Origin of the sequence: uncultured Methylobacterium sp. (assembly GCF_964244095.1) — a bacterium.
In the GTDB taxonomy this organism is placed as follows: domain Bacteria; phylum Pseudomonadota; class Alphaproteobacteria; order Rhizobiales; family Beijerinckiaceae; genus Methylobacterium.
Window position 1 is genome coordinate 1 of record NZ_CAXTHR010000132.1, and the last position, 11,539, is coordinate 11,539.

Sequence of the window (11,539 nt, forward strand, 5' to 3'; positions counted from 1 at the left end):
AGCGATCCTAGACGCCGCGCGGGCTCAGCAGGGCATCAGGCGGCGGAGCTGGTCTAGGATATCCGCGCCGCTGCAGGGGCGGGCGATGAAATGCGCGCCGGCCGGCATGCGGTCGGGGTCGGGCGCGGCGCGGCCCGAGACGATGAGGATCGGCAGGTTGGGGCGCGCCTCGGCTACCGAGCTCGCGAGGTCGAAGCCGTTGACCTTGCCCGACAGCTCCACGTCGGTGACGAGGCCGCAGATGTCGGGGCGCGCCTGAAGGATGCTGAGCGCCCGCTCGGCCGAGGCGCACTGGACCGTGTCGTAGCCGCCATCCTCCAGCACGTCGCCGAGATCCATGATCGTCAGCGCCTCGTCCTCGACGAGGAGGATCACGGGCCGGTCTTCCTGGGGACTCGTCTGCTCGCTCGTCACGATGTGCATCTCCAGCGATTCGGTCCGGAGGCGTCGCCGGGAAGCGCCCCCGCCGCACCGATTTCCGTCGATGTGCAACGGCACAGGCGCGTTCCGGTTGCAGCGCCGCTCAAACCCGGCCGCGCGCGCCGCGGGCGCTCTCGGACCCGGGCACAACCGAGGTCCCCACCGGGGCCGCGCCCAGGACCGACGCCACGGCGTCGAGCAGATGGTCGAGGTCGGCCCGTACGATGGTCAGCGCCGGCGTCAGGTAGACCACGTCGCCGAACGGCCGAACCCAGACGCCGCGTTCGAGGAACCGCGCCTTGAGGGCGGTGAGATCCGGCGGGCTTTCGAACTGGACCGCGCCGATCGCGCCGAGCGTGCGCACGTCCGCGATGCCCGGCAGGGCGCGCAGGGGCTCGAGCCCCTCGGCGAGGCGCGCGCCGATCGCGCGGGCCTGCTCCAGGCGCGGTTCGCGCGCGAACAGGTCGAGGCTGGCGCCGGCCGCGGCGCAGGCCAGCGGATTGGCCATGAAGGTCGGCCCGTGCATCAGCGCCGCGCCCGGATCGTCCGACCAGAACGCGGTGAAGATCGCCTCCGTGGCGATCGTCGCCGCGAGCGCCATCGTGCCGCCGGTCAGCGCCTTGGACAGGCAGAGGATGTCGGGCACCACGTCCGCCTGCTCGCAGGCGAACATCGTACCCGTGCGGCCGAAGCCGGTGAAGATCTCGTCGAGGATCAGCGGCAGGCCGTGGCGGCGGGCGAGGCGGGCGACCGTCGCGAGCACCTCGGGGGCGTGCATCCGCATGCCGCCCGCGCCCTGCACCAGCGGCTCGACGATCACCGCCGCCAGCGCCCTGCGATGGCGCGCGAGCGTCGCGTCGAGGGCGGCCGTCTCAGCCGCGGAGCCGGGCAGGTCGCAGAACACCTGCGTCGGGAGGTAGGCGCCGAAGCGGCGGTGCATGCCCTCCTTGGGGTCGCAGACCGACATCGCGCCCATGGTGTCGCCGTGGTAGCCGCCGCGGAAGGCGAGCACGCGGGTGCGGCCGGCTTCCCCGCGGTTGAGCCAGAACTGGGCCGCCATCTTCAGGGCGACTTCGACGGCGACGGAGCCGGAATCGGTGAAGAAGACGTGGTTGAGGTCGCCGGGCGCCAGCTCGGCGAGGCGGTGCGCCAGCCGCTCGGCAGGCGCGTGGGTGAGGCCGCCGAACATCACGTGCGGCATCGCGGCGAGCTGGCCCGACACGGCGTCCGCGATGTGGGGATGGTTGTAGCCGTGCACCGCCGTCCACCACGAGGCGATCCCGTCGATCAGTTCGCGCCCGTCCGCGAGCACGATGCGCGAGCCGTGCGTGCGCACCGCCTCCAGCGGCGGGCTCGCCGTCTTCATCTGCGTGTAGGGCCGCCAGAGACGGGCGGCGGTCGGGTCCTGCGCCGGCATCCCGCCTGAATGCTGGCGCGGGCATCGCGGGTCAACCCGGACCGGGTGCCGGCCCGCGCGGTCCCGGGCATCGCCGAGGCTTGACTCCGGCCCGCGGCCCGGCGCCTTCAGGCGCCATGTCGAGCCTCGAAGCCTTCGCACGCGACAAGCTGTCCGGCCTGGAGGCGGTGGCCCTGCGCCGCCGCCTGGTGCCGACGGTGCGGGCCCCGGACGCGATGGCCGAGCGGGGCGGGCGCCGCCTCGTCTCGTTCTCGTGCAACGATTATCTCGGGCTGAGCCACGACCCGCGGGTGGTGGCCGCGGCGCAGGGCGCGGTCACCGCCTACGGGGCCGGTGCCGGCGGGTCGCGGCTGGTGACCGGCAATCATCCGCTCCTGTCGGCGCTGGAGGCGCGGCTCGCCGCGCACAAGGGCACGGAAGCCGCGCTTGTCTTCGGAAGCGGCTACCTCGCCAACCTCGGCATCACCCCGGCGCTGGTCGGCGCGGGCGACCTCGTGCTCGTCGACGCGCTCGCCCATGCCTGCATGTGGGGCGGGGCGCGCGTCTCGCAGGCGACGGTCCTGCCCTTCCGCCACAACGACGCCGGCGACCTCGCGCGCCTGCTCGGGTCGCATCGTGGCGCGCATCGCCGCGCGATGATCCTGACGGAGCGGGTGTTCAGCATGGACGGCGACCGGGCGCCGCTCCGCGACATCCTCGAGCTCGCCGCGGCCCACGACGCCTGGACGCTGGTCGACGACGCCCACGGCCTCGGCGTGGTCGAGGGCGGCCCGCAAGCGCCGTTGGAGATGGGCACGCTGTCGAAGGCGCTCGGCTCCTACGGCGGCTATCTCTGCGCCTCGCGGGCGGTGATCGACCTGCTCACGAGCCGGGCGCGCAGCTTCGTCTACACCACCGGCCTGCCGCCGGCCTCCGCGGCTGCGGCGCTGGAAGCCCTGGCGATCGTGGAAGCGGAGCCGGAGCGCGGTGCGCGGCCGCTCGCCCTCGCCCGCCGCTTCACGGCACGCCTCGGGCTGCCCGAGGCGGAGAGCGCGGTGGTGCCGGTGATGGTCGGCGACGCGCAAGGCGCGCTCGCCCTTTCGGCGGCGCTCGAAGCGGACGGCTTCCTCGTCGTCGCGATCCGGCCGCCGACCGTGCCGGCCGGCACCGCGCGGCTGCGCGTCGCGTTCTCGGCGGCGCACGATGCGGCGCAGGTCGATGCGCTGGCCGATCGCATCGCGGCCCTGACGGCGCCCCGATCCGGGCCGACGCCCGGAGTCGACGAAGCCTGACGCGACGGGACCCGACGCGGGATGCCGTTGTTCATCGTGACTCGGATTGCGGCTGGCGAGCGCAGCGGACATCCCGTATCGCTCGCGAACGGCGTCCGCGTTGACCGGGTCCTGCCGCCACGCGAGAATGGACGCGCGCGGCGGGCTCCGGTCTCGCCGCGGTTCCATCGCGACGCGTGCGTCCACGGGACCGTCGGTGCTCGGACCTGCCGTATCGCAACCGCCTTCCCGACGGCGAAGAATTCGGAGCATCGAGAATGAGCGGTCGACGCGCGCTGATCACCGGCATTACCGGGCAGGACGGGGCCTATCTCGCGCAGTTGCTGCTGGCGAAGGGCTACGCGGTGCACGGGGTGGTGCGGCGCTCCAGCCATGCCGGCGTGTTCGATCACCGGCTGAAATGGCTCGGGATCAACGACGACGTCGCGCTGCACGACGGCAACCTGCTCGACCTGTCGAGCCTCGCCCGCATCGTGCAGGCGGTCCAGCCCGACGAGGTCTACAACCTCGCCGCCCAATCCTTCGTCACCGCCTCGTGGCAGCAGCCGATCCTGACGGGGCAGATCACCGGCCTCGGGGCGGTCAACCTGCTCGAATGCGTGCGCACCCTGAAGCCCGACGCGCGTTATTATCAGGCGTCCTCGTCCGAGATGTTCGGTTTGATCCAGGAGCAGGTGCAGAGCGAGGCGACGCCGTTCTACCCGCGCTCGCCCTACGGCGTGGCCAAGCTCTACGCGCACTGGATGACGATCAACTACCGCGAGAGCTTCAAGCTGCACGCCTCGAACGGCATCCTGTTCAACCACGAATCCCCCCTGCGCGGCGTCGAGTTCGTGACCCGCAAGGTCACCGACGGCGTCGCCCGGATCAAGCTCGGGCTCGCGAAAGAACTGCGGCTCGGCAATATCGACGCCAAGCGCGACTGGGGTCATGCCAAGGACTACGTCCGCGCCATGTGGATGATGCTCCAGCAGGACAGCCCGGACGACTTCGTCATCGCCACGGGCCGCACCACCACGGTGCGCGACATGTGCGAGATCGCCTTCCGCCATGTCGCCCTGTCGTCTTCCGATCACCTCGTCATCGACGAGAAGCTGTTCCGCCCGGCCGAGGTCGAGGTGCTGCTCGGCAACCCCGCCAAGGCGGAGGCCGCCTTCGGCTGGAAGGCCGAGATCTCGCTGGAGACGATGATCCAGGAAATGGTCGAGGCCGACCTCAAGCGCCTCGGGGCGCGCGCTTGAACGGCGCTCCCGCGTGAAGCGCATCCTCGTCACCGGTGCCGCCGGCTTCGTCGGGCGGCACGCGGTCGCCGCGCTCGCCGCCGCAGCAGATCCGTCGGACCGGATCGTCGGGATCGGCCGCGGCAGCCCGGACGCGCTCCCGGCCGGGGTGAGCTTCCGGCAGATCGACCTGCTCGACGGGGCCGCGCTCTCGACCTTCGTCGAGGCGTACCGGCCGACCGACGTGCTGCACCTCGCGGCGATGGCCTCGGTGCAGCAATCGGCTGATGCGCCGACGGAGACGTGGCGCGTCAACCTCGTCGGGCTCCTGAACCTCGCCGAGGCGGTGACGCGGTCCGCGGGCGGGGCGCGGTTCGTCTTCGTCAGCTCGGGCGAGGTCTACGGCCGCGCGTTCCTGGCCGGCCACGCGCTCTCCGAGGCGGTCGCGCCGCTGCCGCTCGGCGCCTACGCCCGCTCGAAATGGTTCGGCGAGCAGATCCTGCTCGACGTTCTGCGCAACTCCGGGGTGCGCCTCGTGATCCTGCGGCCGTTCAACCACATCGGCCCGGGCCAGGACGAACGGTTCGTGGTGCCGTCGTTTGCTGGCCAGATCGCGCGGATCGAGGCCGGCCTCGTGCCGCCGGTGCTGGAGGTCGGAAACCTCGCAGCATGCCGCGACTTCCTGCCGGTCGGCGACGTGGTGCGCGCCTACGCGACCCTGATCGCGCGCGCGGAGGAAATCGCCGACGGATCGGTGTTCAACGTCGCCTCGGGCCGGCCGCGCAGCATCGAGAGCGTGCTGGCCGACCTGCGCGGGCACGCGACGACGTCGTTCGCGGTGCGGATCGCCGCCGATCGGATGCGGCCCTCCGAGATCCCCGTCGCCGCAGGCGACGCGTCGCGGCTGACGGCGGCGATCGGCTGGGTTCCGAGCGAGGATTGGGACGCGGCGCTCGCAGGCGTGCTCGCCGACGCGCGAGCGCGGGTGTCGGGCGCCTGAACGACGCCGCTGCTACGCGCGGCGTCCGCCGGTCCGGGACCCGTCAGTTGAACAGCGCGCCGACGCCGCCCTGGACACGGCCGAGGCCCTGGCGAGCGATCGGGTTGTTCGGGTCGATGGTGGCGGCGCGCTGGTAGTTCTCCATCGCCTCCTTGCGCCGGTTCGACTTCTCGTAGGCCAGCCCGCGATAGGCCCAGCTCGTCGCGTCCTTGTTGTTGACGTTGAGCGCCGCGTTGTAGTCCTCGATCGCCTTGTCGTACTGGTTCGTGGCGATCAGGCTCTGGCCGCGGGCGGCGTAGGGCGCGCTGACGAAGGGGTTGCGGTCGATCGCGGCATCGAAGTCGGCGATGGCCGGGGCGGTCTGGCCCTGCTTCTGCCGCACGAGGCCGCGGGCATGGTAGGCTTCGGCCGATTCCGGCATCAGGCGGATCGCGACGTTCAGGTCCGCCAAGGCCCCGTCGACGTCGCCCTGGGCGCGCAGCACGTTGGCGCGGCCGATATAGGCCGGGCCGTAGTTCGGGTCGCTGGCGATCGCCTTGGTGAAGTCCTGCAGGGCGGCGTCGTTGCGGCCGGTCTGGCGGTAGGCGAGCGCGCGGTTGTTGTAGGCCGAGCCGGAATTCGGATCGAGCTGCACCGCCTTGGTGAAATCGCCGATCGCGTCGTTGAACTGGCCCGCACGCGCATAGGCCGCGCCGCGGGTGTTGTAGGCGGCGGCGTCGTTCGGGTTGCGCTGCACGACCTCGGTGAGCGAGGCGATGTTGACGTTGGTCGCGCCGGTGGTGTCGGCTTCGAGGACCGCGTATTGCCGCGGCCCGGCGGCGCCCCCGACGGTCTCGCAGCCGGCAAGCGCCACGCTCGCGGTCAGTGCGAGGCCGAGCAGGGCCGCCCGTTGAAACCGCATGCTGTCTGACGTCATCGCCCCATTCCCCTCGGCACGGCGCGGGTCTTCCGCACACCCGGCCTGATCCACGTAACCCCCGGGCCGGCGCGCCGGCCCGAAGCCGGTCCGGCGCTCCGAAGGCTCCGGCTCCGAAGGCTCCGGCACGTTCGCGCAGCGCGGTGAACGCCCGATTAAAGGACGGGCGCCACCGCCGTGGAAGCGGGTCGATGTGGCGAACGTATGGCCCCGGCGCCGGCATCCCGGAAATCGCGCGGTCCCGCCCTTCGCGCGCGGCTTAGGTGTGCTTCCGGCGCACCGGATTCTAGGCGATCAGCCGGGTCACGTGGCCCATCTTGCGGCCGGGCCGGGCCTCGCCCTTGCCGTAGAGGTGGAGATGCGCGCCCGGCTCGGCCAGCAGCGCCATCCAGGCGGCGACCTCGCCGCCGATGAGGTTCTGCATCTCCACCCGCAGCCCGCCGGTGCGGGACGGATCGCCGAGCGGCCAGCCGCAGACCGCGCGGACGTGCTGGGAAAACTGCGAGGTCGCCGCGCCCTCGATGGTCCAGTGCCCGGAATTGTGCACCCGCGGCGCGATCTCGTTGACGACGAGGCGCTCGGTCCCGTCGGCCTCGCGGACCAGGAACATCTCGACGGCGAGCACGCCGACGTAGTCGAGCGCGTCGGCGATCGTCTTCGCGATCCCGACGGCCTCCCGCGCCGTCTCTGGCGCGATCCCCGGCGCGGGCACGCGCGTCACCGCGAGGATGTGGTCGCGGTGCTCGTTCTCGCACAGGTCGAAGGCGGCAAAGCTCCCGTCGGCTGCGCGCGCGGCGACCACCGAGACCTCGCGCTCGAAGGCGACGAAGCCTTCGAGGATCAGCGCCGCGCCGCCGAATTCGGCAAAGATCGCGTTGCGGTCCGCGTCCGCCTCGGTGCGGATGATGCGCTGGCCCTTGCCGTCGTAGCCGAAGCGGCGCGTCTTCAGCACCGCCGGGCGGCCGATCGCGTCGAGCGCCCGGCCGAAATCGTCCGGGGTGTCGACGGCGCGGAACGGCGCCGTCGGGATGCCGAGCCGGTTGATGAAGTCCTTCTCGGACAGCCGGTCCTGGGTGGTGGCGAGCGCCGCGGCGCTCGGGTGCAGCGGCGCGTGGCGCGCCAGGAGGTCGGCGGTCTCGCGCGGGATGTTCTCGAACTCGTAGGTCACGACGTCGACGCCCGCCGCGAAGCGCGCCAGCGCCTCGGCGTCGTCGTAGGCCGAGCAGGTGATCGAGGCCGCCACGTCGAAGGCCGGGCTGTCGGCATCGGGGCCGTAGACGTGGACCTTGAGACCGCACTCGGCCGCCGCCAGCGCGATCATGCGCCCGAGCTGGCCGCCGCCCACGATGCCGAGGGTGCAGCCGGGCTCGATGATCTTGGGGCTCACGGGGTCGCGGTCTCCGGCCGTTCGGCGACGGCCGCGGTCTGGGCCGCGCGCCACGCCTCGAGCCGCTGCGCCAGCGCGTCGTCGGAGAGCGCCAGCACGGCGGCTGCGAGCAGCGCGGCGTTGACCGCTCCGGCCCTTCCGATGGCGAGCGTCCCCACGGGGATGCCCGCCGGCATCTGCACGATCGAGAGCAGGCTGTCCTGCCCCGAGAGCGCCTTCGATTCGACGGGAACGCCGAACACCGGCAGGCTCGTCATCGCGGCGGTCATCCCCGGCAGGTGCGCCGCGCCGCCCGCACCGGCGATCACCACCTTGAACCCTGCGGCCCTGGCGCCCTTGGCGAAGGCCACGAGCCGGTCCGGCGTGCGGTGGGCCGAGACGATGCGCGCGTCGTAGGCCAGCCCGAGCGCGTCGAGCGTCTCGGCGGCGTGCCGCATGGTCGCCCAGTCGGACTGGCTGCCCATGATGATCGCGACCACAGGCGCCGGCAGCATCGTCGTCAAACCCGTCTCCTGCGCGTGGGGCCGCGAGACCGAGGCTGCCGGTTACAGGGGCACGCCGCCCCCGGCAAGGCGGGCGGCGGCGTCCACCGCCATCAGGCGATGATATCGGGCGTGATCTGGTCCTCGACGTGGGCGATGCGGTCGCGGAGCGTCAGCTTGCGCTTCTTCAGCCGCTGGATCTGCAACTGGTCGCCGGCGACGTTGCGCTCCAGGGCGTCGATCGCACTGTCGAGGTCGCGGTGCTCCTGCCTCAGCCGCGCCAACTCCACGTCCAGCTCGGATTTCTCATCCGGGACCAACTCGACCGTCATCGCCGCCTTCGAAACCCAGCCCCTGCCTGCGCGGGAGCATGCGTCAGGCCCGTCCGAGCGGCAAGCTTTCGTGAGCCATGCCCTGAGGATTGCCTTCGACAGCCGGCTCCGCATGTGCGAGCTTGGTAGTGTCGGAACGATGACAGGAGACACGACTCATGTCGCTGCAGACGCATCTCAGCCAACTGAACCGGAAGCACGAAGCCCTCGAGCGCGAGATCCACGAGGCGACCCAAAGACCCTCGGAGGACGACCTGCACATCGCCGAGCTGAAGCGACGAAAGCTCCTCCTGAAGGACGAGATCAAGCGGCTCCAGGCCGGCACCGGCACGGTGCACTGACCGCCCCCGACACCGGAAACCCGTGATCCGCCGCGCCGTCCGCAACGGCGCGGCTTTTTCGTCCGTCGGCCGCTGCAGCCGACGGCGGGCCTCTGTTAGGCTCGCGCGATGGAGCCGGTCCCGAAGAAGCCGTGCCGCGCGAGGAGCCGCCATGCCAACCGCCGAACAGCCCGCGCCCGGGCGCTACGCCGAGGCTCACGCCGCCGCACGCCGCGACCCGGAGGCGTTCTGGCTGGAAGCCGCGCGGGCGATCGACTGGATCGAGGTACCGGCCCGCGCCTTCGACCCCGAGGCCGGCACCTACGGCCGCTGGTTCCCGGACGCATCCCTGAACGCCTGCTGGAACGCGGTCGACCGGCACGTGGCGGGGGGCCGCGCCGAGCAGGCCGCGATCCGCTACGACTCGCCGGTGACGGGTACGAAGCGCACCATCACCTACGCCGAACTGCTCGGCGCGGTGACGGCGCTTTCCGCCGTGCTCGCCGGCCTCGGCGTCGGGCGCGGCGACCGGGTGATCCTCTCCATGCCGATGGTGCCCGAGGCGCTCTACGGGATGCTGGCCTGCGCCCGGCTCGGGGCCGTCCACTCGGTGGTGTTCGGCGGGTTCGCCGCCAACGAACTGGCCGTGCGGATCGAGGACGCCGCGCCGAAGGTGGTGCTCGCCGCCTCCTGCGGCATCGAGCCGAACCGGGTCGTCGCCTACAAGCCCCTGCTCGACGCGGCGATCGCGGCCTCAAAGCACAAGCCCGACGCCTGCCTGATCCTCCAGCGCCCGCAAGGCCCGGCGAGGCTCGTGGCGGGCCGCGACCATGACTGGGCCGGGGCGGTCGCGGCGGCGGCGGGCGCAACAGTCGAATGCGTACCGGTGGCCGCGACCGACCCGCTCTACATCCTCTACACGTCCGGCACGACGGGGAAGCCCAAGGGCGTGGTGCGCGACACCGGCGGCTACCTCGTCGCGCTGGCGTGGTCGATGACTAACCTCTACGGCGTGGCGCCGGGCGAGACCTACTTCTGCGCCTCCGACATCGGCTGGGTGGTGGGGCACTCCTACATCGTCTACGCGCCGCTGCTGCACGGCTGCACCACGGTGCTCTACGAGGGCAAGCCGGTCGGCACGCCGGACCCCGGCGCGCTCTGGCGGGTGGTCGCCGAGACCGGCGCGGTCTGCCTGTTCACGGCGCCGACGGCGCTGCGGGCGATCAAGAAGGAGGACCCGACGGGCGCGGGCGTCGCGAGCCACGACCTCGCGCGCTTCCGCACCCTGTTCCTCGCCGGCGAGCGGGCGGACCCGGATTCGGTCGCCTGGGCGGAGCGGGTGCTCGGCCGGCCGGTGATCGACCACTGGTGGCAGACCGAGACCGGCTGGGCGATCGCGGGCAACCCGGTGGGCTTGGGGCTGCTCCCGGTCAAGCGCGGCAGCGCCTGCGTGCCGATGCCGGGCTACGACGTGCAGGTGCTCGACGAGGGCGGCAGGCCGGTCACCGCGGGCACGATGGGCACCCTCGCGATCCGCCTGCCGCTGCCGCCGGGCTGCCTGCCGACGCTTTGGGGCTCGGACGAACGCATGCGCGCGAGCTATCTCGACGCGTATCCGGGCTGGTACGACACCGCGGATGCCGGCATCCGCGACGCCGACGGCTACGTCACGGTGCTGGGGCGGACCGACGACATCATCAACGTCGCCGGCCACCGGCTCTCGACCGGCGGCATGGAGGCGGTGCTGGCCGCCCACCCGGATGTCGCCGAATGCGCGGTCATCGGCATCCGCGACGCGCTCAAGGGCGAGGCGCCGTGCGGCTTCGTCGTGCTCAAGGCGCAGGTCCTGCGCGACCCGGCCGAGATCGAGCGGGAACTCGTGGCCAAGGTGCGCGACGAGATCGGGCCCGTCGCCGCGTTCAAGCTGGCGCTGACCGTGGCGCGGCTGCCGAAGACGCGATCGGGAAAAATCCTGCGCGCCACGATGAAACGCATCGCCGACCACGAGCCCTGGACCATGCCGGCGACAATCGACGACGCGGGCGTGCTCGACGAGATCGGCGAAAGTTTGAAGACGCGCGGGATCGGGAAGCGGTAGCGGCGGTGCCCGCGTGACGAAGCCGGTCCGGCCCGACGCACCGAACTGGCGCCGGTCCCGACATTGCGGCACACAACCGGCAGCACTCGCCGACCGGAGCCGCCGATGACCGCCCGCCTGTTCCAACCCCTGCGCCTCGACGATCTGACGCTGGAGAACCGCATCACGATCGCGCCGATGTGCCAGTACTCGGCCCGCGACGGGGAGGCCACCGACTGGCACATGATGCATCTCGGTCAGCTCGCGATGTCGGGCGCCGGGCTGCTGACGCTGGAGGCCACCGCGATCTCACCGGAGGCGCGCATCACCGCCTGGGATCTGGGGCTGTATTCCGACGGCTGCGAGCGCGCGCTTGGAAAAGTGCTCGCCGCGATCCGCGAATACGCGCCGATCCCGGTCTGCATCCAGATCGCGCATGCCGGCCGCAAGGCGTCGAGCGCCGCGCCCTGGGCCGGCGGGCAGCAGATCGCGCCGGATTCGCCCCACGGCTGGCGCACCGAGGCGCCCTCAGAGCTGGCGCACGGGGACGGCGAGGTGGCGCCGCACGCGCTCGACGCCGCCGACCTGACGCGCATCCGCCGGGACTTCGTCGCGACGGCGCGGCGCGCGGTGCGCCTCGGGATCGAGGCGGTGGAGCTGCACGGCGCCCACGGCTACCTGCTGCACCAGTTCCTCT

General features: G+C 72.2%; 11 protein-coding genes and 1 pseudogene. 6 read left to right on the forward strand and 6 right to left on the reverse strand.

What is annotated here, in order from left to right; translation table 11 throughout:
* Positions 1 to 24 precede the first annotated feature (24 nt).
* Together ACFE86_RS17565 and ACFE86_RS17570 are read right to left on the reverse strand one after the other, a co-directional pair.
* A complete protein-coding gene (locus tag ACFE86_RS17565) occupies positions 25 to 423 on the reverse strand; it encodes a response regulator (RefSeq protein ID WP_375456611.1) in 399 nt (132 codons plus the stop codon).
* A gap of 100 nt (positions 424 to 523) precedes the next feature.
* Complete coding sequence (locus ACFE86_RS17570) at positions 524 to 1,837, reverse strand: adenosylmethionine--8-amino-7-oxononanoate transaminase (RefSeq protein ID WP_375456612.1); 1,314 nt, start codon at positions 1,835 to 1,837, stop codon at positions 524 to 526.
* A gap of 116 nt (positions 1,838 to 1,953) precedes the next feature.
* Here ACFE86_RS17570 and ACFE86_RS17575 point away from each other — a divergent pair, with 116 nt between their 5' ends.
* From ACFE86_RS17575 to ACFE86_RS17585, 3 genes are all read left to right on the forward strand, one after another.
* The gene (locus tag ACFE86_RS17575; protein ID WP_375456613.1) at positions 1,954 to 3,108 is read left to right on the forward strand and encodes an aminotransferase class I/II-fold pyridoxal phosphate-dependent enzyme; all 1,155 of its coding nucleotides are present in this window, start codon (positions 1,954 to 1,956) and stop codon (positions 3,106 to 3,108) included.
* Between the two features lie 257 nt (positions 3,109 to 3,365).
* On the forward strand, positions 3,366 to 4,349 hold the full coding sequence (gmd, locus tag ACFE86_RS17580; RefSeq protein ID WP_375456614.1) for a GDP-mannose 4,6-dehydratase: 984 nt from the start codon (positions 3,366 to 3,368) through the stop codon (positions 4,347 to 4,349).
* A 13-nt stretch (positions 4,350 to 4,362) separates the two neighbouring features.
* Positions 4,363 to 5,328: an NAD-dependent epimerase/dehydratase family protein gene (locus ACFE86_RS17585; RefSeq protein ID WP_375456615.1), complete on the forward strand. Its 966-nt coding sequence runs from the start codon at positions 4,363 to 4,365 to the stop codon at positions 5,326 to 5,328.
* Between the two features lie 43 nt (positions 5,329 to 5,371).
* On the opposite strand, the gene ACFE86_RS17590 is transcribed toward ACFE86_RS17585, so the two are convergent.
* The 4 genes from ACFE86_RS17590 to ACFE86_RS17605 all read right to left on the reverse strand — a co-directional run bounded on the left by ACFE86_RS17590 (position 5,372) and on the right by ACFE86_RS17605 (position 8,445).
* Positions 5,372 to 6,229 carry a tetratricopeptide repeat protein gene (locus tag ACFE86_RS17590; RefSeq protein WP_375456620.1) on the reverse strand — a complete coding sequence of 286 codons (858 nt, stop codon included), beginning with the start codon at positions 6,227 to 6,229 and terminating at the stop codon, positions 5,372 to 5,374.
* A 301-nt stretch (positions 6,230 to 6,530) separates the two neighbouring features.
* Positions 6,531 to 7,631 (reverse strand): 5-(carboxyamino)imidazole ribonucleotide synthase, encoded by a 1,101-nt coding sequence (locus ACFE86_RS17595; protein WP_375456616.1) that lies wholly within the window; start codon positions 7,629 to 7,631, stop codon positions 6,531 to 6,533.
* Positions 7,628 to 8,125 (reverse strand): 5-(carboxyamino)imidazole ribonucleotide mutase, encoded by a 498-nt coding sequence (gene purE / locus ACFE86_RS17600; RefSeq protein WP_375456621.1) that lies wholly within the window; start codon positions 8,123 to 8,125, stop codon positions 7,628 to 7,630. Before purE ends, ACFE86_RS17595 begins: the two co-directional genes overlap by 4 nt.
* A 101-nt stretch (positions 8,126 to 8,226) precedes the next feature.
* Complete coding sequence (locus ACFE86_RS17605) at positions 8,227 to 8,445, reverse strand: YdcH family protein (RefSeq protein WP_375456617.1); 219 nt, start codon at positions 8,443 to 8,445, stop codon at positions 8,227 to 8,229.
* A gap of 158 nt (positions 8,446 to 8,603) precedes the next feature.
* Between ACFE86_RS17605 and ACFE86_RS17610 the strand changes: the two genes are divergently transcribed.
* The 3 genes and pseudogenes from ACFE86_RS17610 to ACFE86_RS17620 form a co-directional block, all read left to right on the forward strand.
* Positions 8,604 to 8,786, forward strand: coding sequence for a YdcH family protein (locus tag ACFE86_RS17610; RefSeq protein ID WP_375456618.1), 183 nt, complete (start codon positions 8,604 to 8,606; stop codon positions 8,784 to 8,786).
* A 151-nt stretch (positions 8,787 to 8,937) separates the two neighbouring features.
* On the forward strand, positions 8,938 to 10,863 hold the full coding sequence (locus ACFE86_RS17615; RefSeq protein ID WP_375456619.1) for an AMP-binding protein: 1,926 nt from the start codon (positions 8,938 to 8,940) through the stop codon (positions 10,861 to 10,863).
* Positions 10,864 to 10,968: 105 nt separating this feature from the next.
* Positions 10,969 to 11,539, forward strand: a pseudogene (locus ACFE86_RS17620) (oxidoreductase); the annotation flags it as partial.